Origin of the sequence: Roseitalea porphyridii (genome assembly GCF_004331955.1) — a bacterium.
Classification (GTDB): Bacteria; Pseudomonadota; Alphaproteobacteria; order Rhizobiales; family Rhizobiaceae; genus Roseitalea; species Roseitalea porphyridii.
The window spans coordinates 284,525-309,019 of record NZ_CP036532.1 but is presented as its reverse complement, the minus strand read 5'-3'; the positions used below and the strand labels follow the sequence as shown (position 1 = coordinate 309,019).

Genomic DNA, 24,495 nt, shown 5'->3' with positions numbered 1-24,495 from the left:
GGCCGGCCCGAAGGACGATGAGCAATGGCCGTCGAGACGGACCACATGACGGTGACCAAGACGCGTCGCGCGGCGGGCCGGCAGGCTTCGCGGCGCGCGTCCGGGCGTCGTCTGTCCGGGCTCGGGCGGCTGTTCGGACAGCGCCTGTTCTCGTCGATCACCCGGCGCATCCTGATCCTCAATCTGGCCGCGCTCGGCCTTCTGATGTCGGGCATTCTCTATCTGAACCAGTTTCGCGACGGGCTGATCGACGCGCGCGTCGAAAGCCTGATGACGCAGGGCGAGATCATCGCCGGCGCCATCGCCGCCTCGGCCAGCGTCGAGACCGACGCGATCCTGATCGATCCGGAGAAGCTGCTCGAACTGCAGGCGGGCGAGAGCATCGTGCCGTCGGTCGACGGCTTCGACAGCCTCGACTTCCCGATCAATCCCGAGCGAGTCGCGCCGGTGCTGCGCCAGCTCATCTCGCCGACGCGGACCCGCGCCCGGCTCTATGATCCGGACGGCAATCTGATCCTCGACAGCCGGCATCTTTATTCGCGCGGGCAGATCCTGCGCTACGACCTCGATCCGCTCGACGCACCGGAAACGCGCTGGTGGGAAGAGGTGCAGAACCGCATCGCGCGTTTCTTCCGGCGCAACGACCTGCCGCTCTATCGCGAGCAGCCGGGCGGCACGGGCACCGCGTACCCCGAAGTGATGCAGGCGCTGGCCGGCGACCGGCGGCAGATCGTGCGCATCTCCGAGCAGGGCGAGATGATCGTCTCGGTCGCCGTTCCGGTGCAGCGCTTCCGCGCCGTGCTCGGCGTTCTGCAACTGTCCACCCAGGGCGGCGACATCGACGAGATCATCCGGGCCGAGCGGCTGGCCATGTTCCGCGTCTTCGCCGTCGCTGTGATCGTCAACGTCATTCTGTCGTTCTTGCTGGCCGGCACCATCGCCAATCCGCTGCGCCGCCTGTCCGCGGCGGCCGTGCGGGTACGCCGCTCGATCAAGAACCGCGAGGAGATCCCCGACTTTTCCGAACGCCAGGACGAGATCGGCAACCTGTCGGTGGCGCTGCGCGACATGACCAATGCGCTCTATGCGCGCATCGACGCCATCGAGAGCTTCGCCGCGGACGTCAGCCACGAGCTCAAGAACCCGCTGACCTCGCTGCGCAGCGCGGTCGAAACACTGCCGCGCGCGGCGACCGACGAATCGCGCATGCGGCTTCTCAAGGTCATCGAGCACGATGTGCGCAGGCTCGACCGGCTGATCACGGACATCTCGGACGCCTCGCGCCTTGATGCCGAACTTGCGCGCGAGGACGCCGGCACGGTCGATCTTCACAAGCTGCTCAGGAACATGATCTCGGTGCTCGCCGACGCGCATATCGGCCATGTGACGCCGAAGCTGCATGTCGACGCGCGGCCCGGCCAGGGCAGCTTCACCGTGCCCGGCCATGAATCGCGGCTCGGCCAGGTGATCAGCAACCTCGTCGAGAACGCCCGGTCGTTCGTCGATCCGGAGACGGGGCGGATCGACATCCGGCTGTCGGCGCGTCCGCGCTGGGTCGAAATCCGCGTCGAGGACAATGGTCCGGGCATCCGCGCCGAGAACATCGAGACCATCTTCAAGCGCTTCTATACCGATCGGCCGGCGGTCGACGATTTCGGCAAGAATTCCGGGCTCGGCCTTTCGATCTCCCGGCAGATCGTCGAGGCGCACCAGGGCACGCTGATGGCGGAGAACATCGTCGACCCGGACGATCCGGAAACCGTGCGCGGGGCGCGCTTCATCGTGCGCCTGCCACGCGAATGAGCGCCCCCGAAACCCCGCCGCACGGGACCGCCATCGCCATTGACGGGCACGGCGTGCTGATCACGGGCGCGCCGGGCGCCGGAAAGACCGCGCTGGCGCTCTCGCTGATCGGCCGGGCGCGCGCCGGGGGATACTCGGCCGGCCTGGTCGCCGACGACCGGGTCCTGCTAACCGCCACCGACGACGGCGTGACCGCCGCCTGCCCGCCGCCGATCGCGGGCAAGGTGGAGATACGCGGATGGGGCGTCGTCGACGCACCCGAACTCGTCTCCGGTCCGGTCCGGCTCGCGCTGATCGTCCGCCTCGTGCCGGCCGACCACGCGCTGCGGTTCGCCGTCGATCACAGGGAACCGGTCGCGGGGCGCGAACTGCCGGCGCTGCGGCTGCCCGAAGGCCCGGCGCCGACCGCCGCGACCGCCGTCTTCGCCGCGCTCGGTCTGCCGGTCTGGCTGTGAGCGGAGCCCGATTTGGCCGGATGTCGCATGGCCGAAGCTTCACTCGCACCGGGCTGTGCCTTGAATTGCAACCGTTTTGCTGCTCAAGATCACAGCCCTGCAAACGGGGCGTCATGGCCAGGCGGCAAGGAGCATTAGCGAGATGATTGGTGTCGTGCTGGTCACGCATGGCGCGCTGGCCGAGGCGTTCCTGCGGGCGGTCGAGCATGTGGTCGGCCCGCAGGCATCCTTCGAGACGGTCTGCATCGAGGCCGAGGACGACATGGAGCAGCGCCGCCAGGACATCATCGCCGCCGTCGGCGAGGTGGACACCGGCAATGGCGTGATCGTGGTCACCGACATGTTCGGCGGCACGCCGTCCAATCTGGCGATCTCGGTCATGGCGGCCGGGAAGATCGAGGTGATCGCCGGCGCCAACCTGCCCATGCTGATCAAGCTGGCCCGCGCCCGCGAAACCGACGACATGGACCGAACGCTCGAACAGGCGCGCGACGCCGGCCGCAAATACATCAACGTGGCAAGCCAGGTGCTGGCGGGCAAATGAGCGGCGGCGATGCGCCCGTCGGCGGGTCGGGATCCGACGAGCCGGCACGAGCGCCGGTCCAGGCCGTGTTCGAGATCACGAACAAGCGTGGCCTTCACGCGCGCGCATCGTCGCGTTTCGTGCAGACGGCCGAGCGCTTCGCCGCGACCATCACCGTCGCCAAGGATGGCACGCGCGTCGGCGGCACGTCGATCATGGGCCTGATGCTGCTGGCGGCCGGGCCGGGCAGTTCGATCGAGGTCAGCGCCACCGGGCCGGACGCAGAAGAGGCCGTCGCCGCCATCGGCGCATTGATCGCCGACCGGTTCGGCGAGGGTGAATGACCGCGCATCGATTGATGCATATGCGGACATAAGGATTTCTTTATATTGCCGTTGCGCCCTTGCCCGGTCTCTGTTAGGAGCCGCGCAACCCCGCATGATGGAACGGAGCCTCCGATGGCTGACAAAGACTACGTCGTTGCCGACATGGCGCTGGCCGATTTCGGCCGCAAGGAACTCGATATCGCCGAAACCGAGATGCCGGGCCTTATGGCGCTGCGCGAAGAGTATGGCGAACAGAAGCCGCTGAAGGGCGCGCGCATCGCCGGCTCGCTGCACATGACGATCCAGACCGCCGTTCTGATCGAGACGCTCAAGGAACTGGGCGCGGACGTGCGCTGGGCCTCGTGCAACATCTTCTCGACCCAGGACCATGCCGCCGCCGCGATCGCCGCTACCGGCACTCCGGTGTTCGCCGTGAAAGGCGAGACGCTGACCGAATACTGGTCCTACACCGACCGCATCTTCCAGTTCGAAGAGGGCGGCGCCAACATGATCCTCGACGACGGCGGTGACGCCACGCTCTATATCCTGATGGGTGCGCGCGTCGAGGAGGGCGAGACCGACCTGATCGACAATCCCTCGAACGAGGAAGAGGAGGCGCTGTTCGCGCAGATCAGGAAGCGGCTGGAACAGTCGCCCGGCTGGTTCGTCAAGCAGCGCCACATGATCAAGGGCGTCACCGAGGAGACGACCACCGGCGTCAACCGTCTCTACCAGATGATGGAGAAGGGGCACCTGCCGTTCCCGGCCATCAACGTCAACGATTCGGTCACCAAGTCCAAGTTCGACAACAAGTATGGCTGCAAGGAATCGCTGGTCGACGGCATCCGCCGCGCCACCGACGTGATGATGGCCGGCAAGGTGGCCGTCGTGTGTGGCTATGGCGATGTCGGCAAGGGATCGGCCGCCTCGCTGCGTGGCGCCGGCGCCCGGGTCAAGGTGACCGAGATCGACCCGATCTGCGCGCTGCAGGCGGCCATGGACGGCTACGAGGTCGTGACCCTCGAAGAAGCCGCGCCGAACGCGGACATCGTCATCACCACGACCGGCAACAAGGACGTCATCACCATCGACCACATGCGGTCGATGAAGGACATGGCGATCGTCGGCAACATCGGCCATTTCGACAACGAGATCCAGGTTTCCGCCCTGCGCAACCTGAAGTGGACCAACATCAAGCCGCAGGTCGACATGATCACCTTCCCAGACGACAAGCGGATGATCCTCTTGTCGGAAGGGCGCCTTCTCAACCTGGGCAACGCCACCGGCCATCCGAGCTTCGTCATGAGCGCCTCGTTCACCAACCAGGTGCTCGCCCAGATCGAACTGTGGGCGCATGGCGAAAAGTACGACAACCGGGTCTATGTGCTGCCCAAGCACCTGGACGAAAAGGTTGCCCGGCTGCATCTGGAAAAGCTCGGCGTCACACTGACCGAACTGAGCGGCGAACAGGCCGCCTATATCGGCGTGTCGGCCCAGGGGCCCTACAAGCCCGAGCACTATCGCTACTGATCGCACCGATCACCGACGGCGCAGGGCCGGTCGCGATTTCGCGGCCGGCTTTTTCGTCGGTCAGGCTTCACGGCGAATCCGCGGGCCGCTATGTTGGGCCGATTCGTGTGTCGGGGTAGCGTCGTGTCTGCGCGGTCGGAACCCGTGCACGCGGCCCCGCGCGCGAAGGCGAAGGGGACCCGAATGCCGCAGCAAGGCAGTGCGCGCCGCCGGTGGCGCACCTTCAGTGCATCGTTGAGACGGAACGCGGCGATCCTTGCGGCGGGCGTGACCCTTTGCAGCCCCGTCGCGCCGGCGATGGCCCAGGTCGGAGCGGGCGATCTGACGATCCTCGGCCGCTCGCTCGACACGTTCGAGGTGGTCCAGTTCGCGCTCTTCTCCGGCGCCCTCGCAGCGGCGATCGGCTCGGCGCTGTGGCTGATCCGCGAGCGCACGCGCACGGCCTCGCAGAACCTCGCCCTGCGCGGCAAGGTTTCGGCGCTCGGCGCACGCATCAACCAGCTCGAAACGCTGGCCGCCTCGGAAGGCCAGCGCGCGGTGGTTTGGAGCGACGAGCCCAACAAGCCGGCCGCCGTGATCGGAACCCTTGGCGCACGCTCCGGAGCGCCGGAATCGCGCGGTGAGTTCCTGGCCTTCGGTCGCTGGCTCGAACCGCGGTCCGCCGCCCGTGTCGAACAGGCGATCAGCCGGCTGCGCGATCACGCGGAACCGTTCGACGACATGGTGCTGACGCCGGCCGGCGTGCCGATCGAGGTTTCCGGCCGGACCAGCGGCGGCAGCGCGATCGTGCGCTTCGTCTCGCTCGCCGGACAGCGCGCCGAACACACCCGCCTGATCGCCGAGCACGCCCGTGTCGTCGAGACGCTGGAAACGCTGCAGGCGCTGATGGACCGGTCCGACATGCCCGTCTGGCTGCGCGACGAGAACGGGGCGCTCGCCTGGGTCAACCGGGCCTATGCGGAAGCGGTCGAATGCGGTGACGCCGAGGCGGTGGTCTCCAGCCGGACCGAACTGTTCGGCAGCCAGGCCGGCAAGCAGATGGCCAACGAGCGCGGACAGGCCGGCGCCTTCGAGGGCCAGGCGTCGACGGTCGTGCGCGGCGACCGGCTGGTGTTCGACGTGCTCGATGTGGAGGGACCGTATGGTTCGGCCGGCATCGGACGGGATCGCACCGAGACCGAGGCGGTGCGCGCCGAACTGAACACGACCATTCGCAGCCACGAGGAGACGCTCGACCTGCTGACGACGGCGGTCGCCATGTTCGACGCCGACGCGCGCCTGCGGTTCCACAACCAGGCGTTCGAGCAGCTCTGGGAGGTCGACAGCGGCTTCCTGGCCAGCAAGCCGGACATGACGCTGTTTCTCGACCGCATGCGCACCGAGGGCAAGCTTCCCGAACAGCCCGAATGGCGGCGCTGGAAGGAAAGCATGCTCGACATCTTCAAGGCGGTCGAGCCGCGCGAGGACATCTGGTACCTGCCCGACGGCCGCACCATGCGCGTGATCGCGAGCCCGCATCCGCGCGGCGGGCTGACCTGGGCATTCGAGAACCTGACCGAGCGCATCGACCTTGAAAGCCGCTACAAGACGCTGATGCGGGTGCAGGGCGAGACCCTCGACAATCTCGCCGAGGGGGTCGCCGTGTTCGAGACCGACGGCACGCTCAAGCTCGCCAACCCCGCGTTCGAGCGGTTCTGGCATGTCGGCCATCTGATGGGCGAGGAGCGGGTCCATATCGGCCAGATCGCCGAGGCGTGCGAAGCCGCGCTGGGCGAGGCCGAACCGTGGCGCCGCTTCGCCGGGATCGTGACCGGCTTCGAAGAGGATCGGGCGGCCGAGTCCGGACGGGCCGAGACCGAGGAGCGCACGCTGTCGTGGCGGGTCGTGCCGCTGCCGAACGGCCAGACCATGATCACCTTCGTCGACATTACCGCGACCAACCAGATCGAGCGGGCCCTACGCGAACGCAACGAGGCGCTCGAGCGGACCACATTGCTGCGCGACCGGTTCATCCGCCACGTCTCGCACGAGTTGCGCGTGCCGCTGACCTCGATCGGCGGCTTCACCGCGCTTCTGGAGATGGAGGAGACCGGCACGCTCAATGCCCGCCAGCGCGAATATCTCGCCGACATCGCCGCGTCGACGGGCGAACTGAACGAGTTGACGCGCGACATCATCGATCTGGCCAGCATCGACGCGGGCGTCATGGAATTGCGGCTTGACGAGGTCGACGTTTCGCCGGCCATGGACGAAGCGGCCGCCCAAGTCGCGCCCCGGCTCGACGCGCACGGTATCGACCTGGTCACACGGATCGACCCGGAGGCGGGGACGATCATCGCCGACCGGGCGCGGCTGGTTCAGGTGCTTGTCAACATCCTGACGAACGCGGCGGACTTCGCGCCACCCGACAGCGAGGTCACCTTCACCTGTACGCGCGAGGAGCACGGCGTCGCCTTCAGCATCCGCGATCGCGGCCCGGGCATCGCCGAAGGCGCGCTCGACGAGGTGTTCGAACGCTTCCACACGGACCGCACCGGGCGCGAGCGCGGCTCGGGTCTTGGCCTTGCCATCGTCAAGAGCTTCGTCGAACTGCACGACGGAACCGTGGCAATTCGGTCCGCGCCCGACGAGGGTACCGAGGTCACCGTGACGTTCCCGGATACGCCGGCCCGTGTCAGCGTCGCAGCCGAATAGGGCCCCTGTGGCGATGCCTCTGGTCAGCGCACCGCTCGACGAGCCGGAAATGGCGCGCCTTGCCGCTGATCTGGCGATGGCCGCGCGGCCGGGCGACTGCTTTGCGCTGTCGGGGGATCTGGGCGCCGGCAAGACGACGCTGGCCCGCGCCTTCATCCGCGCGCTGGCGGGCGACGATGCGCTCGACGTGCCGAGCCCGACATTCACGCTCGTGCAGACCTACGCGACGAGCCCGCCCGTCGCGCACTACGATCTGTACCGGATCGGTGCGCCCGAGGAACTGGACGAACTGGGCCTCGACGAGGCGCTGGAGACGGGGATCGTTCTGATCGAATGGCCCGAGCGTGCCGGGGCGTCGCTGCCCGCCGACGCGATCGGGTTGACGCTTGAAGAAGCGACGGACGAGGCGGGCGCCGACGCGCGCCGCGTATCAGTCGAGGGTACCGAGGCGGCAATCGAACGCATTGGGCGCAGCCTTGCCGTGCGCGGCCTGCTCGAAAACGCCGGACATGGCCGGGCCCTGCGGGCGCCGCTTGCCGGCGATGCGTCGACACGGCGCTACGAGACCGTCACCGACGGCGCGTGGCGGGCGGTGCTGATGGATTGCCCGCCCATGCCGGACGGCCCGCCGATCCGCGCGGGAAAGCCCTATTCGCGGATCGCCCATCTGGCCGAGGATATCCGCCCCTTCATCGCCGTGGCCCGGACGCTCGTGCAGGCGGGCTTCCGAGCGCCGGACATTTTCGCCGTCGACTATGCGCTGGGGCTGGCCCTGATGTCGGACCTCGGCAGCGAGCCTGTCGTCGATCGCGCGCGCCGGCCGATCGCCGAGCGCTACGAGGCCGCCGTCGATCTTCTTGCGGCGCTGCACGGGCGCCGCTGGTCGCGCGATCTCGCGCTCGAGGACGGCAGCGTCCACCACATTCCCGACTTCGATGCCGACGTGATGCAGATCGAGGTCGACCTGTTGATCGACTGGTTCCTGCCGCGGCAGACCGGTACAAGGGCGAGCGATGCCGATCTTGCCCGGTGGCAAGCCATCTGGTCCGACCTGTTCGCGCGCGTCGATGCCGGCCCGAAGACGCTGGTGCTCCGCGATTTCCACTCGCCGAACCTTCTGTGGCACGCAAGGGCCGAAGGGCACGACCGGATCGGCCTGATCGACTTCCAGGACGCGCTCTGGGGCCATCCGGCCTACGATCTGATGTCGCTCGCCCATGACGCGCGCGTCGACGTTCCCCCTGTACTGCAACGGGGTCTTGTCGATCGCTACTGTCGCACGCGAAGGGCCGTCGATCCGGCCTTCGACGAGGATGCGTTCCGGGCGGCGGCGGCCATACTCGCAGCCCAGCGCGCCGCCAAGATCCTCGGCATCTTCGTGCGGCTCGACGCGCGCGACGGCAAGCCCGCCTATCTGGCGCACCTGCCGCGCATGAAGGCGTATCTGCGCAGCGCGCTGGCGCACCCGGTGCTCGCCGATCTGCGCGCCTGGCTGGACGCGCGCGGCGTTCTCGAACCCAAGCCCGACCACACATGAACGAGACATCTGTCGCGACCGCGATGGTGCTGGCCGCCGGCTTCGGCAAGCGGCTGCGTCCGATCACCGAAAAGGTGCCCAAGCCGCTGGTCGAGGTCGGCGGACGCACCATGCTCGACCGTGCGCTCGACGCGGCCGAAGCCGCCGGGATCGGACGCGCGGTCGTCAATGTGCATTATCTCGGCGATCGGATCATCGCCCATTGCGCGGGGCGAAACGCGCCCGAGATCGCCATCAGCGACGAGCGCGCGCAGATCCTCGAAACCGGCGGCGGTGTGGTCAAGGCGCTGCCGCTGATCGGACCAGCGCCGTTCGCCCTGCTGAACGCCGACACATTCTGGGTGGACCAGGGGCCGACGACGCTCGGAACCATGATCGCCAGATTCGATCCGGCGCGCATGGACATGCTGCTGCTGACCGCGCGGCTTGCCGACACGACGGGACACACGGGCGGCATCGACTTCACCCTCGATGCCGACGGCCGCGTCGCCCGTGCGACCGGGCAGCATCACGATGGCGTCATTTACGCGGGCGCGGCGATCATCGATCCGGCGGTCTTCGCGGGCGCGGTCGCCGAACCGCATTCGCTGAACGTCTATTTCGACCGGGCGATCGCCGCCGACAGGCTGTTCGCGCACACGCTCGAGGACGGGCACTGGTACACCGTCGGCACGCCCGAGGGCCTCGCGGCGGTCGAGGCGCATCTGGCCGCACGGGCGGTTTGACCGGCCCGCCGCCGCGCCGCACACTCGGGCCGATCCGAATCGTCCCGTGCCATGAACCAAGCCGTTTCACGATACCGCCAGCCGAGGGTCTTCACCGTTCCGCCCGGCACCGCCTTTCTCGGCGCGGTGGCCGAAGCACTGCTCGCCGGCCGGCTTGTCGAGGGTTTTGCCTGGACGGGCGATCCGATGGCGCTGGCGCGCGCAACGATCTATGTGCCGACCCGCCGGGCAGCGCGCGAACTGCGGTCGGTCTTCATGGACGCGCTCGGCGCATCCTCGATCCTGCTGCCACGCATCCGGCCGCTGGGCGAATTCGACGAGGACGCCGCGTTCCTGGCCGCCGGCGACGGCGCGATGCTGTCGATCCCGCCGGCGATCGATGCGCTCGAGCGGCAACTGGCGCTCGGCCTTCTGACGGCGCACTGGACCGAGGCGATCGCTCCCGATCTGCGCACCCGGCTCTATGGTGACGAACCGGTCACGACGCCGGTCTCGGTCGCCGATGCCTTCTGGATGGCCGGCGACCTTGCCGCGCTGATCGACCAGCTTCAGACCGAAGGCGTCGGTTTCGCGCAGATCGAGGCGGCCGCCGGCGCCGACGTTTCCGAATGGTGGCACGTCACGCTCACCTTCCTGCAGATCGTCAAGCAAAGCTGGCCGGCCTACCTCGCCGAGGCCAACCGCATCGATCCGGCCGATCACCGCAACCGGATGCTGCGGGCCGAGGCCGCCCGACTGCGTGCGGCGCCGCCCGACGGCCCCGTCATCGTCGCCGGATCGACGGGCACGATCCCGGCCACGGCCGAGCTGATCGCGACGATCGCCAGGCTGCCACAGGGCGCGGTGGTTCTGCCCGGCTACGACACGGCGATGGATGACGAGACCCGCGCCCTGCTCGAGGCGGCGGGCGATGCGACGCCGGTGATCGGCCATCCGCAATTCGGCATGCACACGCTGACACGGACGATCGGCATCGTGCCATCGGCAATCGACACGCTCGGCGCGCGGCCGCCGGACGCGTCCGAGGCCCGCGCGCGCTGGGTTGCGGCGGCGCTCGAGCCGGCCGAACGCACCGCGCACTGGGCGCAGATCCGGAAGGCGCTCCCGCCCGCCGCGTTCGAGGACGTATCGATCCTGCACGCCGCCAACGAAACCGACGAGGCGCTGGCGATCGCCTGCGCGCTGCGCGAAGCGATCCTCGATCCCGACGCGACCGCCGCGCTCGTCACGCCCGACAGGCAACTGGCAAGGCGTGTTGCCGGCGAGCTCGGACGTTTCGGCATCGCGGCCAGCGATTCGGGCGGCACGCCGTTCGAGCTGACCCCGCACGGCACGCTGCTGGCGCTAACCCTGTCACTCAGCGCCGGCGAAGCCGACCCGGCCGCCCTGCTGGCGCTGCTCAAGCATCCGCTGGCCCGGCTCGGCATGGCGGAAGGCGATCATCGCGCGGCCGTCGCCGATCTCGAACTGCTCGTCCTGCGCGGCGGCACCGGCCGCATCCGCCTCGCCTCGTTCGCCGATTTCGCCGAGACCGCTCTGGCGCAGTGGGCCGATGGACGGCGGCGCGAGCCGGACTGGTTCGCAAGACTCGACGCGAGCGCCTTCGACCGGGTGCGGGCGCTCGCCGGACGCATCGAAGCCGCGTTCGCGCCGCTGGCATCGCCGACCAAGGCCGCGTCAAACCGTCGCCTCCCCGAGACGGTCCGCGACAGTGTCGCCGTGCTCGAGGCGATCGCCCGCGACGAGGCGGGACGGCACGAAGCGCTCTATTCGGACGAGAGCGGCCGGGCGCTCGAGGCCCTGCTGTCGCGGCTTCTGGCAAGTTCGGTGGACCTCGCCTTTCCGGCCGACCAGTGGCCCGACATGGTGCGTGCGCTGACCGCGACGATGACGATCAAGCCGACCCATGGCGGCCATCCGCGCGTCTTCATCTGGGGCACGCTGGAGGCCCGACTACAAAGCGTCGACCTCATGGTACTGGGCGGACTGAACGAGGGCACATGGCCGGCGCAGACCGCAAACGACGCGTTCCTGACCCGTTCGATGAAGGCCGAGATCGGGCTGGACCCGCCCGAGCGCCGGATTGGGCTGGCCGCCCACGATTTCCAGATGGCGATGGGTCATCGGCGCGTGCTTCTGACACGGGCGCAGCGCGCCGGCGGCGCGCCGGCGGTCGCCTCGCGCTGGCTGCAGCGGCTCGAAACGCTGGCCGGAGCCGAAGCGACCGGACGGTTGCGCGAAGCCGGCCGGCGTTTCGCCGGGCTCGCAGCGGTCATTTCCGCGCCGCTTGTCGCCCCGCCTGCCCTTCGGCCCGAGCCGACGCCGCCGCTCGAGGCGCGCCCGGCCGCCCTGTCGGTCACCGAGGTCGAGCTGCTGCGCCGCGATCCCTACGCGATCTACGCCCGACACGTGCTGCGGCTTGCGCCGCTCGAGCCGCTGGTCCGCGATCCGGACTTCGCCGATCGGGGTTCGCTGATCCATGCCGTCATGGAGAACGCGACGGTTGCCGGCATCGACTGGGCGGCCGACGATGCATGCGACCGTCTCGAAGCGCTGGCCCGCGCCCGTTTCGACGAAGAGGCGCTGCCGCCCGAGATCGACGCGGTCTGGTGGGCGCGGATGCTGGCGGCGGTGCTGAACATCGTCGCCTGGGAGCGCGCGCGGCAGGGCGGCATCGTCCAGTCGCTGGCCGAAGTCCGGGCAAGGCCCACCGACATCGGCCTCACCGGGGTCACGCTGCGCGGCATGGCCGACCGGATCGACATACGTACGGACGGCCGGGCCGACATCGTCGACTACAAGACGGGAAGCGCGCCGTCCGGCACGCAGGTCGAAAAAATGTTCGCGCCGCAATTGCCGCTCGAAGCCGCGCTCGTTTCGCGGGGCGCCTTCGCCGAGGCCGGCGTCCGGCCACCGGGCGAACTCATCTACGTCCGGCTCGGTCCGCGCGGCGAACTCGTGCCGAAGATCGTTTCGGGCGGGAAAAACCCGGATGCGGAAGTGCTGGCAGAGCGCTCCTGGGAGAAGCTGGAGGGCCTTTGCGCCCATTACGGCCATGCGGCCAACGGCTATGCCAGCCGCGCCGCGCTGTTCATGGAGGGCGATCTGGACGGCGATTACGACCATCTCGCCCGGGCGCGCGAATGGCTCAACGCGGCCGACGGGGGCGGCGATGGCTAAGCCCCTGCCCGACGACAGGACGCGCGCCGATCAGGCCAGGGCGGCCGATCCGGACAATTCGGCCTGGGTCTCGGCCAATGCCGGTTCGGGCAAGACCTGGGTCCTGTCGACTCGCGTCATCCGCATCCTGCTTTCGGGCACCGATCCGTCCAGGATCCTGTGCCTGACCTATACGCGCGCCGCCGCCGCCGAGATGAAGGGACGCGTCTTCGACCGGCTCGGCGCGTGGGTGGCGCTGGACGATGCCGAGCTTGCCGCCGAGCTCGAGGCGATCGAAGGCCGGCGACCGGATGCAGCACACCTTGCCTTCGCGCGGACCTTGTTCGCGCGCGCGCTCGAAACGCCGGGCGGGCTCAAGATCCAGACGATCCACGCCTTTTGCGAGGCGCTGCTGCACCGGTTTCCGCTGGAAGCCAACATCGCCGGCCATTTCGAACTGCTCGACGGCGAGGCGCAGGCGCTGCTGATCGCCCAGGCCCGGCGCGGCCTTCTGGCGAGCGCGCTGCAAAGGGGGGAGGGAGGCGCCGGCGAAGCGGTGATGCGGCTCCTGATGGTCACCGGCGAAAGCGGCATGGAGCGGCTGCTCGACGAGATCGTCGCGCGCCGGCTGGAGATCGCCCGTGTGCTCGACCGTTTCTCGCCTGCCGCCGACCGGCGGGCCGCCTATCGGGCCGCGTTCGGGTTCGGCCCGGACGAAGGCGAGGCGGACATCGCGGCCGCCCTCTGGCCGCTGCCGGGCCTCGACGCCGAGACGCTTCACGCGCTGTCGGTGGGTCTGCGCCCGGGTGAGGCCAAGAGACTTGCAGACATCGTACACGGTGCAATCGATGCTGGCAGGCGACCCGATCCGATCCGGCGCATGGAGGGGTTGGCACGCTGCTTCCTGACCGAAAAGGGCGAAGTGAGAAAGACCGGGAGCCTGTTCGCCAAGCCCGCCAAAGCCATTGTGCCGGATATTGAAGAACGCTTCGGCCAGGCCTCCGGCCACTTCCTCGCCCAGCGCGACCGCCTGCATCTTCTGCGCGAGATCGAATCCACGATCGACGTTCTGGCGATCGCGGACGCGCTGATCGGCCGTTACGAAACGCTGAAGCGGGAGCGCGGTTTTCTCGATTTCGAGGACCTGATCGACCGTACCGCCCGGCTGATGATGCTCACCGGCGCGTCGCTTTGGGTCCGCTACAAGCTCGACCAGGGCATCGACCATATCCTTGTCGACGAGGCGCAGGACACAAGCCCCGCCCAATGGGACGTGATCCGCGCGCTGGCGGACGAGTTCTTCGCCGGCGAGGCGGCCCGGGAAGAAGCACGAACCGTGTTCGCGGTCGGGGACGAGAAGCAGTCGATCTACTCGTTCCAGGGCGCCGATCCGGAAGGGTTCGCCGATACGCGCGACCATTTCGCGCGGCTGACGAGCGAGGCGAGACGCCGCTTCGCGCCGGTCGAGCTGCAGGTGTCCTTCCGTTCGACCCAGGCCGTTCTCGACGCGGTCGACCGGGTCTTCGCGGTCGAGCGCAACCGCGTCGGGCTGACCCGCGAGGGGCTGCCGACGCGCCATGTCTCGCTGCGCGCCGGCGTGCCGGGCCGCGTGGAAGTCTGGGACCGCGTGGCCAAGCCCAAGACCGAACGCGAAGAGGACTGGACCGCGCCGGTCGACGCCATCGAGGAGCCCGCGCTGATCGTCGCCACACGCATCGCCCAGACGATCCGGGGCTGGCTCGATACGGGCGAGACGATCGAGGCGACGAGCGCGCCGATCGCGGCCGGCGACATTCTTGTGCTCGTGCGCTCGCGCGACAGCTTCGTCGGCGCCCTGTCGCGGGCGCTCAAGGACCGGGGCGTGCCGGTCGCCGGCGCGGACCGGCTGCGGCTGACCGACCATATCGCCATTCTCGACCTGATCGCGCTCGGCCGCGTTATGCTCAACAGCGGCGACGACCTGTCGCTCGCGAGCCTTTTGAAGAGCCCGCTGTTCGGTGTCGACGAGGAGACGCTGTTCGCCCTCGCGCACGGCCGCGACGGCGCGACACTCTGGTCGCGCCTTCTGGCGGCGGGCGAGAATGATCCGAAGCTGCGCACGATCGGCGCGCGGTTGCGGCGATGGTCGCAGATGGCGCCCGGCCTCCCTGTTCATGAATTCTATGCGCACGTGCTGTCGGCGTCCGGCGGGCGCGCGCGGCTCGTCGGCCGGTTGGGGCCGGAAACCGCCGACGTGCTCGACGAGTTCCTGGCGCTGACGCTCGCCGCCGAACGGACCGGCCCGCCGGCGCTCGAGACCTTCCTGAACGCGCTCGAACACCAGTCTCCGGAGATCAAGCGCGAGATGGATCAGGCGCGTGGCGAGGTGCGGATCATGACCGTGCACGGCGCCAAGGGCCTGGAAGCGCCGATCGTCTTTCTGGTCGATCGGGGCAGCCCGCCCTTCAACAGCGCGCATGCCCCCTCGCTGCTGAAGATCGATCTTCCCGACGAGGCGCCGGACGAGGCCGGCGCGCTGCTGTGGCGCGGCACGCCGGACACCAAATCGGAGGTCCATGCGACCGCCATGGCGCGCCTCGAACAGGCCGCGCGCGAGGAGTACCGCCGGTTGCTTTATGTGGGCATGACGCGTGCCGCCGACCGGCTGATCGTCGCCGGCTATCGCGGCGTCAATGAACCGTCGGAGCCGACCTGGCAGCCGATGTTGCTTTCCGCGCTCGAAGAGCATTGCGACCACGTCGAGACCGAGGCGGGTCCGGTGTGGCGGTTCCCGGCGGGGCTCGAACCGGCTGCCACGACGACCGGGCCGGGTGCGGCGCGCGCGCAAGAGTCGCCTGATCCTCCGCCGGCAGGCTTCGTTGATCCGGCTCCCCCCGAGCCGCCGCCGGCCCGACCGCTCGTGCCGTCCGGCGCGTCCGGGTTCGCGGTGGACCGGGAAAGCGCCGACGCAGACGTCGGCACGCCGTCACTGCTGGCAGCGAACGGGTCCGACCTGCCAATGGGCGACGCGATGCGGCGCGGCACGATGATCCACACGCTGCTGCAGATGCTGCCGGACATCGCACCGGATACGCGCATGGCGCGCGCGCGGGCCTGGCTCGACCTTTGCGCGCCGTCGATGGATGCCGGGCACAGGGACGAACTTCTGGCGCAGGTGTTCGGCGTGCTCGACGATCCGGCTTTCGGCGCGCTGTTCGCGCCGGCCTCGCTGGCCGAGGTGCCGGTCATGGGCACGCTCGCACTTGGTGGCGAACCACGCGCCATATCGGGTGTGATCGACCGGCTCGCCGTCACCGGGGATACGGTGATGATCGTCGACTACAAGACCGGAAGGGCGGTGCCGACCGGCGCCGAGGCGATCGCCGAAAGCCATGTGCGGCAGATGGCGCTCTACCGGGCGCTGGTCGCCCCGCTCTATCCGCATTGCCCGGTACGGGCATTCTTGCTGTTCACCGCCGGGCCGGCGATGATCGAAGTGCCGGCGGGCCGGCTTGACGGCGCCCTGGCCGCTCTCGCCCCGTCGTGAGAATCGCACTATAGAAGCGACCTTGAATAGGAACGCGCCGCGGCCCACATGAGGCGCACCAGCTTGAAAGGAGGTCCGCCATGGCGACCGTGAAAGTCGATACGAACAATTTCGAGAACGATGTGCTCGGCGCGTCCGAGCCCGTGGTGGTGGATTTCTGGGCTGAATGGTGCGGGCCGTGCAAGATGATCGCCCCGGCGCTCGAGGAACTGTCCGGCGAGATGGACGGCAAGGTCAAGATCGCCAAGGTGAACATCGACGAAAACCCGCAGATCGCCGCCCAGTACGGTATCCGCTCGATCCCGACGCTCTACATGTTCAAGGGTGGCGAAGTGGTCGACCAGATGATCGGCGCCGTGCCCAAGAGCAAGCTTTCGGACTGGATGAAGAACGCCGTCGCCTGACGCATCGCGTACGATGATTTCGATGAACCCGGCCATCGCGCCGGGTTTTTCGTGGCCGGAGGTTCAGTCCGGCAGCGTGCCGTTCTCGCGCAGCACCTGTCCGGCGAGATAGAGCGAGCCGCCGATCAGGATGCGCGGCGGCCGTTCGAGCCCGTTCCAGCTTTCGGCCAGAAGGCGCAGGGCCGATCGGACATCGTCCATCGGTTCGGCGGAAAGCCCCGCCTCGAGCGCCAGATCGGCAAGATGCACCGGGTCGTGCCCCGCCTCGCTGTCGGGCACCGGCACGGTGAAGACGTGCCGCACCAGCCCCTCATAGACCCGGAAGAAGCCGAGCGCGTCCTTGGTGTCGAGCATGCCGGCGATCATGAACAGGGGCCGCTCCACCTCCTCCTCGCGCGCGGCCAGGAACTCGGCCGCCATCGCCGCGCCATCGGGATTGTGTCCGCCGTCGAGCCAGATCTCGGCACCCTGCGGGGCGAGATCGACCAGATCGCCGGCGGTGATCCGCTGCATGCGCGCGGGCCAGCTTGCCGCCTGCATGGCCCGTTCGGCGCCCGCCTCGGTCAGCACGAACCCGCCGGCGCGCAGGGCGGCGATCGCGGTCGCGGCGTTGGCAAGCTGGTGGCGGCCGGGCAGCGCCGGAAGCGGCAGATCGAGAAGCCCGTCGGTGTCCTGAAAGACGAAACGGCCATGTTCCTCGAAGGCGATGAAATGCTCGCCATAGATTCGGGCGGGCGCCCCGACCGCCTCGGCCCGGGCGACGAGGACATCGCGCGCCAGCGGATAGGGCTGCGCGGAGATGACCACGGGCACGTCCGGCTTCATGATGCCGGCCTTCTCGCCGGCGATCAGATCGACCGTATCGCCCAGATGAAGCTGGTGATCGAGGCCGATCGGCATGATGACGCTGACCGCCGGTCGGTCGATGACATTGGTCGCGTCGGCGCGGCCGCCGAGCCCGACCTCGACGATCGCCGCGTCCGCCTCGTGCTCGCTGAACAGAACGAACATCACGGCCGTCAGGATCTCGAAGACGGTGATCGGCGCTCCGCCATTGGCCTCGGCGACACGCGCGACGGCCTGGGCCAACACGGCGTCGTCGACCAGTTCGCCGGCGATGCGGAAACGCTCGTGCCAGCGCACAAGATGCGGCGAGGTGTGAACGTGCACCTTGTGGCCACCCGATTCGAGCAGGGCCCGGCAGAAGGCGGCGCAGGACCCCTTGCCGTTGGTGCCGGCGATGTGGATCGTCGGGGGCAGCTTGTTCTGGGGATCGCCGAGCCGGGCGAGAAGCCGCCGGATGCGTTCCAGCGTCAGATCGAAGCCCTTGGGATGGAGCGCCATCAGCGCCTCGATGGCGCGGGTGGCCTCGTCCGGGGAGACGAGATCGGCGCCCGCCAGGGGCGGGCCTTGAGGATCGTGGGTCACGGCGTCCGGCCTGTCAGAAGCTGGGGGACGGTTTCTGGCCGGTCTCGGCCGGTTCACGTTGCGGGGGCCCGGGTTCGGCTGATCCGTTCGCAGGCGGCTCGGCCGGTTCGAGCCCGGCGACCGGCGCGGTGTCGGAATTGTCGATCACGGCGGGTTCGGCCGGCTCTTCGGTGACGAGCGCATCCTTTTTGGTCAGGATGCGCAGGAGCCGCGCGATCGTCGGCCTGAGCTCTGGTCGCGGCACGACCATGTCGACCATGCCGTGATCGAGCAGATATTCGGCGCGCTGGAAGCCCTCGGGCAGCTTTTCGCGAATGGTCTGCTCGATCACGCGCGCGCCGGCAAAGCCGATCACCGCGCCCGGCTCGGCGATATGGATGTCGCCGAGCATTGCATAGGAGGCCGAAACCCCGCCTGTGGTCGGATTGGTCAGAACGACGATGTAGGGCAGGCCGGCTTCCTTGAGCATCTCCACGGCGACAGTGGTGCGCGGCAACTGCATCAGCGACAGGATGCCTTCCTGCATGCGCGCGCCGCCCGAGGCGGCGAACAGCACCATCGGGCACTTCCTTTCCACCGCCGTCTCGAAGCCCCTGATGATCGCTTCGCCCGCCGCCATGCCGAGCGACCCGCCCATGAACGAGAAATCGTGCACGGTGGTGACGATCCGCATGCCCTCGAGCGTGCCGGTCGCGTTGATGATGGAATCCTCGAGCCCGGTCTTCAGCCGGTTCTCGCGCAGCCGGTCGGCATATTTCTTCTGGTCACGAAACCGCAGCGGGTCCTGCGGCACCTCGGGATTGGCGATCTCCTCGAACGCGCCCTCGTCATAGAAATGGCGCAGCCGCTCGCGCGCCGTGATCTTCATGTGATGGCCGGAGACCGGGATCACCCATTGGTTTTCCTCGACGTCGGCGTGGAACACCATCTCGCCGGTCTCCGGACATTTGATCCAGAGGTTCTCGGGCGTCTCGCGGCGGCCCAGCATCGAATTGAGCCGCGGGCGCACATAGTTGGTGATCCAGTTCATGGCGAACTCCTTTGCGCGCAGATGTGGCCGATCTATTCGGCTGCTTCAAGGCGCGCCGAGCGCACGCCGTCGGCCAGGCCGCGCACCAGCGTGGAAACCGCCGCCACCGTGTCGCCCGTCGCCTTGCCGTCGCCGTCCAGCGAGCCGGCAATGGCGTTGACGATGGCCGTGCCGACCACGACGCCATCGGCGTCACGGCCGATCAGCGCGGCCTGTTCGGCCGTCTTGACGCCGAAGCCGACGCAGACCGGAAGCGGCGTGTGGCCCTTGATGCGCTTGACCGCCTCGGCGACCGCGCCGGTGTCGGCGATGGCAGAGCCGGTGATGCCGGTCATCGAGACATAATAGACAAAGCCCGACGTGTTGGCGAGCACGGCCGGCAGGCGCTTGTCGTCGGTGGTCGGCGTGGCGAGGCGGATGAAGCTGACGCCGGCGGAAAGCGCCGGCAGGCACAGCTCCCCGTCCATCTCCGGCGGCAGGTCGACGACGATCAGCCCGTCGATGCCGGCGGCCCTGGCATCGGTCAGGAAGCGGTCGACGCCGTAGATGTAGATCGGGTTGTAATAGCCCATCAGCACGATCGGCGTGTCGGCGTCGGTTTCCCGGAAGGCGCGCGCCATGGCGATCGTTCCGGCGAGCGTCTGCCCGGCCTTGAGGGCGCGCTGACCGGCCATCTGGATCGCCGGCCCGTCCGCCATCGGGTCGGAGAAGGGCATGCCGAGTTCGATGATGTCGGCGCCGGCCCCGGGCAGCGCCTTCATGATGGCGAGCGATGTGTCGGGATCGGGATCGCCGCCCATGAAATAGGTCACCAGCGCCGGCCGGCCCTCGTCGGTGAGGCGTGCGAACAGCGTGTCGAAACGGTTGCTCATTGGCGTTTCCCCCCGACCGCGTGGACCACCTCGCCATCCTCCTTGGTGAAGGTGCCGACCTTTTCGGCATCGGGCAGCACCTCGAGCACCTTTTCGGAAGGCCGGGCCAGCACGGTGCCAAGCGGCGTGACGACGAACGGCCGGTTCATCAGGATCGGGTGTTCGACCATGAAGTCGATGAGCTGGTCGTCGGTCCATTTCGGATCGTCGAGACCCAGTTCGTCATAGGGGGTGCCCTTGCGGCGCAGCACGTCGCGCACCGGAAGGCCGGTGGCCGCGATCAGTTCGACCAGCCTGTCGCGCCCAGGCGGCGTCTTCAGGTATTCGATCACTTCGGGCTCGGCGCCCGACGCGCGGATCATTGCCAGCACGTTGCGCGAGGTGCCGCAATTGGGGTTGTGGTAGATGGTGATGTCGCTCACGCCGAGATCTCCGGATGGTCGAAGCGCTCGCCCTCGCTCCATTTGCCCGGCTGGTTGCCGCCGACGGGAAATCCGCCCGCATCGGCCAGCAGTGTGGCCATGTGCATCAGGTTCCAGCTCATGAAGGTGGTGTTGCGCTTGGTGAAATCGTTGTCGTAGCCCGCGCCGTCGTCGCCATAGGACGCGCCGGGGCCGGCCTCGCCGATCCAGCCGCAATCGGCCTGCGGCGGGATGACGTAGCCGACGTGCTGCAGCGCGTAAAGGCAGGTCATGGCGACGTGCTTGATGCCGTCCTCGTTGCCGGTGACGACGCAGCCGCCCGCCTTGCCGTAGAAGACGCCCTGACCGCGCTCGTTCTGCTGGCTCGAATGGGCATAGAGCCGCTCGATGATCATGCGGCAGAACGAGGATTCCTCGCCCAGCCAGATCGGCGTGCCGAGGACGAGAATGTTCGCGTCGCGCACCTTCGGCCAGAAAATGTCCGGCCAGTCGTCCCGCTCGGCGCCGTGCTCGCGCATGTCCGGCATGATGCCGTGCGCGATCCGGTGATCGGCCGCGCGCAGATAATCGACCGTCACGCCGTTCGCGTCCATGATCGCCATGGAATTGCGCATCAGACGCTCGGTGTGGCTCTCGCCCTGATGGCTGGCCTTCAGCGTGCAGTTGATGAACAGCGCCTTGAGGTCGGAGAAATCCGCCATCGTCACATCTCGAAGCCGAGCCGCTTGCCGACCGCGAACACGTCCTTGTCGCCGCGGCCGCACAGATTCATCACGATGATCTGGTCCTTGCCCATCTTCGGCGCGCGCTTGATCACCTCGGCCAGCGCGTGGCTCGGTTCGAGCGCCGGAATGATGCCCTCGATCTTCGACAGGAGTTGGAAGGCTTCGAGCGCTTCGTCATCGGTCGCCGGCACATAGTCGACCCGGCTTGTCTCCTTGAGCCAGGAATGTTCGGGCCCGATGCCGGGATAGTCGAGCCCGGCCGAGATCGAATGGCCTTCCTCGATCTGCCCGTCGCCATCCTGCAGCAGGTAGGTGCGATTGCCGTGCAGCACGCCGGGCGAACCGGCGGTCAGCGAGGCGCAATGCTCGTCCGTATCGAGGCCCTTGCCGCCCGCCTCCACGCCGACCATCTGCACGTTGCGGTCGTCGAGGAAGGGGTGGAACAGGCCGATTGCGTTCGAGCCGCCACCAACGGCGGCGACGAGCATGTCCGGCAGCCGGCCCTCGGCCTCCATGATCTGCTGCTTCGTCTCCTCGCCGATCACCGACTGGAAGTCGCGCACCATTTCCGGATAGGGATGCGGGCCCGCCGCCGTGCCGATGATGTAATAGGTGCTCTCGACGTTGGTGACCCAGTCGCGCAGCGCCTCGTTCATGGCGTCCTTGAGCGTGCCATGGCCGGAGGTGACCGGCGTCACCTCGGCGCCGAGCAGCTTCATGCGGAACACGTTCGGCGCCTGCCGCTCGATGTCGGTGGCGCCCATATAGACATGGCACGGAAAGCCGAAACGCGCGCACACGGTGGCCGAAGCCACCCCGTGCTGGCCGGCGCCGGTCTCGGCGATGATCCGCGTCTTGCCCATTCTCCTGGCGAGCAGGATCTGGCCCAGGCAATTGTTGATCTTGTGCGAGCCGGTGTGATTGAGCTCGTCGCGCTTGAAGTAGATCTTCGCGCCGCCCAGATGCTCGGTCAGCCGTTCGGCGAAATAGAGCGGCGAGGGCCGGCCGGTATAGTGCTTGCCGAGTTCGGCGAGTTCGGCATGGAAGGCCGGATCGTTCTTCGCCTCGCTCCACTTCTCCTCCAGATCGAGGATCAGCGGCATCAGCGTCTCGGCGACGAAGCGGCCACCGAAGATGCCGAACATGCCCTGATCGTCCGGTCCGGTGCGGAAGGAATTGGGTTCGAGCGGCTTGTTCATGTCATACTCCCACGGCGGCGGTCCGCCGGTCTTCCTGTGCCTCGGCGACGGCCAGAAGAAAGGCCTCGATCAGCGCGCTGTCCTTGACGCCCGGCCCGCTCTCGACGCCCGAGGAGACATCGATGCCGGGCGGGTCCGCGATCGCCAGCGCTTCGGCGATGTTGTCCGCGTTCAGCCCGCCCGAAAGCATGTAGGGCGTGCCGGCGGGAAGGCGCTCGAGCAACGACCAGTCGAAGCTGACGCCGTTGCCGCCCGGCAGGTCCGAGCCTCTTGGCGGTCTTGCGTCGAGCAGGAACCGGTCGGCAACGCCCGCATAGGGGCCGAGCCGGTCGAGGTCGGCGGGAACGCTGACCGCGAACGCCTTCATGACCGGCAGGCCGTAGCGCGCCTTGAGGTCGACCACCCGGCCGGGGCTTTCTGCGCCGTGAAGCTGCAGCATGGCCGGCTGAACCGCTTCGACGATGGCGTCGAGCTTGGAGTCGTCCGCATCGACCGTCACGGCGACCGGCTGCACGCCTTTCTCGCGCGCACGCGCCGCGAGCGGGGCGGCCATCTCGGGCGTGACGTGCCGGGGCGACTTCGCAAAGAAGATGAAGCCCGCATGGCTCGCGCCGCCGGCTGTGGCCGCCAGAAGCGCGTCCATCGTCGAAAGGCCGCAAATCTTGATCTCGAGGCTCATCGCACCCGCTTAACGCGCGCGTGTGCGCGAGTCGAGGGCAGTCAGAAGACGATCGCCTGCAGCTTCGAGCCGTTGCGTTTCAGCCAAGCCTTGCAGCGATCGGTGTCGGGGCAAAGCTCGTTGCACAGCGCCCAGAAGCGCGGTCCGTGGTTCATCTCGCGCAGATGGGCCACCTCGTGCGCGACGAGGTAGTTGATGACCGCCGGCGGCGCCATGGCGATGCGCCAGGAAAAGGACAGATTGCCCTCCGACGAGCACGAGCCCCAGCGGCTGACCGTGTCCTTGTAGCGCACCGCGCGGGCCGGCTTGCCGACCGCGGCCGTGTGGCGCGCGACGAGCGGCTCGATCTCGGCCTTCGCCTGCTTCCTGAGAAAGTCCGCCACCCGGCGCGGCAAATGCTCGGCCGGACCACGCACGACGAGTTCGGGCCCGTCCGCACCGGCGCGCGGGGCAGTCACGCCACGCCCCGGTTCATGGACGATCAAATGGTTGACGCCGCCAACGGGCAGCTTGATTCCGGGCCGCACCTGCGGACGGTCGGGCATGGCGGCGAGCTTGTGGGTCAGCCAGTCCTGCTGTCGTGCGAGGAAACGGTCGATCTCGGCCTGCGCCATGCCGGGTGGCACGGTCACCTTCAGGCCCCGGTCGCCGGGCTGGATCCTGAGCGTGAGACGCTTGGCGCGGGGGTTCTCGACAATGGCGAGCGGCAGCGTCCGGCCGGCCACCTCGTGGCTGTCGGGCCGTGGCGGCGCATCGCGGCGAAAACGTGCGAACCCCTGAAGCATGATCGGTTTTTAGCGCGATTCGCGGGCTCTGACAGACGAAAAAGCCGGACCTGCGCGAGGCAGGTCCGGCCGAATTCGGGTCTGGAGGTCGGCCGGCGCCACCATGGCGACGCCGGCTCGGGCCGGGACCTGGCTCAGAGGCCGTCCGAACCCTTAACGTTGGGCACCGAGGAACCGCGGGCGCCATTGCCGTTGTCGGCATCGGCATCCATGTCGCGTGCGCGCTGGGCCATGAACTCGTCGAATTCCTTCTGGTCCTTGGCACGGCGCAGTTCGCGCAGATAGTCGTCGAACTCCTGGCGCATCTCGTCGAGCTTGCGGCGCTCTTCCTCGATCCGCTTGAGTTCGGCCTCACGCCAGTCGTCGAAGGCGACATTGCCGGTACGCGGCGACATGGTCGCCGAACGGCTGCAACGGCCCCAGCTCCTGGCCATCTGGTCGGTGGCGCGGTTGACGTCACCCTTGAAGCCTTCAAGGCGGTCGCCCCACAGGATGTAGGCAAGCATCGCAAGGCCGAGCGGCCAGAACACGATGAAGCCCAACACCATCAGGCCGATGGTCGCCGGCGTCCAGGCGGGACGGATCAACGCAGTCTGTGTCATGTGTCATTCACCCCATTTTCGTCGTGACGTCGTCTGCGCCACGTTTCTGAAGTGGTGACACGAGGGGGCCT

General features: G+C 68.3%; 20 protein-coding genes. 11 read left to right on the top strand and 9 right to left on the bottom strand.

From position 1 onward, the window contains the following. The first annotated feature begins 24 nt into the window (after window positions 1-24). The 11 genes from E0E05_RS01495 (at window position 25) to trxA (ending at window position 16,682) form a co-directional block, all read left to right on the top strand. Window positions 25-1,803 carry a sensor histidine kinase gene (locus tag E0E05_RS01495; RefSeq protein ID WP_131615085.1) on the top strand — a complete coding sequence of 593 codons (1,779 nt, stop codon included), beginning with the start codon at window positions 25-27 and terminating at the stop codon, window positions 1,801-1,803. After that, on the top strand, window positions 1,800-2,258 hold the full coding sequence (locus E0E05_RS01490) for an HPr kinase/phosphorylase (RefSeq protein ID WP_131615084.1): 459 nt from the start codon (window positions 1,800-1,802) through the stop codon (window positions 2,256-2,258). The genes E0E05_RS01495 and E0E05_RS01490 overlap by 4 nt, the downstream gene beginning before the upstream one ends. A gap of 142 nt (window positions 2,259-2,400) precedes the next feature. Beyond that, complete coding sequence (locus tag E0E05_RS01485) at window positions 2,401-2,802, top strand: PTS sugar transporter subunit IIA (RefSeq protein WP_131615083.1); 402 nt, start codon at window positions 2,401-2,403, stop codon at window positions 2,800-2,802. Then, window positions 2,799-3,125 (top strand): HPr family phosphocarrier protein, encoded by a 327-nt coding sequence (locus tag E0E05_RS01480; protein WP_131615081.1) that lies wholly within the window; start codon window positions 2,799-2,801, stop codon window positions 3,123-3,125. Before E0E05_RS01485 ends, E0E05_RS01480 begins: the two co-directional genes overlap by 4 nt. A 114-nt stretch (window positions 3,126-3,239) precedes the next feature. Next, the gene (gene ahcY / locus E0E05_RS01475) at window positions 3,240-4,637 is read left to right on the top strand and encodes an adenosylhomocysteinase (RefSeq protein WP_131615080.1); all 1,398 of its coding nucleotides are present in this window, start codon (window positions 3,240-3,242) and stop codon (window positions 4,635-4,637) included. Window positions 4,638-4,820: 183 nt separating this feature from the next. Then, complete coding sequence (locus E0E05_RS01470) at window positions 4,821-7,331, top strand: sensor histidine kinase (protein ID WP_158629243.1); 2,511 nt, start codon at window positions 4,821-4,823, stop codon at window positions 7,329-7,331. A gap of 13 nt (window positions 7,332-7,344) precedes the next feature. Then, window positions 7,345-8,868: a tRNA (adenosine(37)-N6)-threonylcarbamoyltransferase complex ATPase subunit type 1 TsaE gene (tsaE, locus tag E0E05_RS01465; protein WP_131617846.1), complete on the top strand. Its 1,524-nt coding sequence runs from the start codon at window positions 7,345-7,347 to the stop codon at window positions 8,866-8,868. Then, a complete protein-coding gene (locus E0E05_RS01460) occupies window positions 8,865-9,593 on the top strand; it encodes a nucleotidyltransferase family protein (RefSeq protein WP_131615078.1) in 729 nt (242 codons plus the stop codon). Before tsaE ends, E0E05_RS01460 begins: the two co-directional genes overlap by 4 nt. Before the next feature lie 51 nt (window positions 9,594-9,644). Beyond that, the gene (gene addB / locus E0E05_RS01455) at window positions 9,645-12,773 is read left to right on the top strand and encodes a double-strand break repair protein AddB (protein WP_131615077.1); all 3,129 of its coding nucleotides are present in this window, start codon (window positions 9,645-9,647) and stop codon (window positions 12,771-12,773) included. After that, a complete protein-coding gene (gene addA / locus E0E05_RS01450) occupies window positions 12,766-16,278 on the top strand; it encodes a double-strand break repair helicase AddA (RefSeq protein WP_131615076.1) in 3,513 nt (1,170 codons plus the stop codon). Before addB ends, addA begins: the two co-directional genes overlap by 8 nt. A gap of 80 nt (window positions 16,279-16,358) precedes the next feature. Continuing rightward, window positions 16,359-16,682: a thioredoxin gene (gene trxA, locus E0E05_RS01445; protein ID WP_131615075.1), complete on the top strand. Its 324-nt coding sequence runs from the start codon at window positions 16,359-16,361 to the stop codon at window positions 16,680-16,682. Window positions 16,683-16,745: 63 nt separating this feature from the next. Here trxA and E0E05_RS01440 read toward each other — a convergent pair whose 3' ends face one another. The 9 genes from E0E05_RS01440 to E0E05_RS01400 all read right to left on the bottom strand — a co-directional run bounded on the left by E0E05_RS01440 (window position 16,746) and on the right by E0E05_RS01400 (window position 24,424). Further along, on the bottom strand, window positions 16,746-18,026 hold the full coding sequence (locus tag E0E05_RS01440; protein ID WP_131617845.1) for a bifunctional folylpolyglutamate synthase/dihydrofolate synthase: 1,281 nt from the start codon (window positions 18,024-18,026) through the stop codon (window positions 16,746-16,748). A gap of 97 nt (window positions 18,027-18,123) precedes the next feature. Further along, complete coding sequence (accD, locus tag E0E05_RS01435; RefSeq protein WP_131615074.1) at window positions 18,124-19,140, bottom strand: acetyl-CoA carboxylase, carboxyltransferase subunit beta; 1,017 nt, start codon at window positions 19,138-19,140, stop codon at window positions 18,124-18,126. A gap of 32 nt (window positions 19,141-19,172) precedes the next feature. Further along, window positions 19,173-20,012 (bottom strand): tryptophan synthase subunit alpha, encoded by an 840-nt coding sequence (trpA, locus tag E0E05_RS01430; RefSeq protein ID WP_131615073.1) that lies wholly within the window; start codon window positions 20,010-20,012, stop codon window positions 19,173-19,175. Beyond that, on the bottom strand, window positions 20,009-20,374 hold the full coding sequence (locus E0E05_RS01425) for an ArsC/Spx/MgsR family protein (protein WP_428977598.1): 366 nt from the start codon (window positions 20,372-20,374) through the stop codon (window positions 20,009-20,011). The genes trpA and E0E05_RS01425 overlap by 4 nt, the downstream gene beginning before the upstream one ends. Before the next feature lie 56 nt (window positions 20,375-20,430). Continuing rightward, window positions 20,431-21,135, bottom strand: a complete 705-nt coding sequence (locus E0E05_RS01420) for a flavodoxin family protein (protein ID WP_131615071.1) — start codon at window positions 21,133-21,135, stop codon at window positions 20,431-20,433. Between the two features lie 2 nt (window positions 21,136-21,137). After that, window positions 21,138-22,358 carry a tryptophan synthase subunit beta gene (gene trpB, locus E0E05_RS01415; protein WP_131615070.1) on the bottom strand — a complete coding sequence of 407 codons (1,221 nt, stop codon included), beginning with the start codon at window positions 22,356-22,358 and terminating at the stop codon, window positions 21,138-21,140. A 1-nt stretch (window position 22,359) separates the two neighbouring features. Further along, complete coding sequence (locus tag E0E05_RS01410; protein ID WP_131615069.1) at window positions 22,360-23,037, bottom strand: phosphoribosylanthranilate isomerase; 678 nt, start codon at window positions 23,035-23,037, stop codon at window positions 22,360-22,362. A 41-nt stretch (window positions 23,038-23,078) separates the two neighbouring features. After that, entirely contained in the window at window positions 23,079-23,822 is a 744-nt protein-coding gene (locus E0E05_RS01405) for a M48 family metallopeptidase (RefSeq protein ID WP_131615068.1), read from the bottom strand. 134 nt (window positions 23,823-23,956) lie between these two features. Continuing rightward, a complete protein-coding gene (locus tag E0E05_RS01400) occupies window positions 23,957-24,424 on the bottom strand; it encodes a DUF2852 domain-containing protein (RefSeq protein WP_131615067.1) in 468 nt (155 codons plus the stop codon). Window positions 24,425-24,495: the final 71 nt, after the last annotated feature.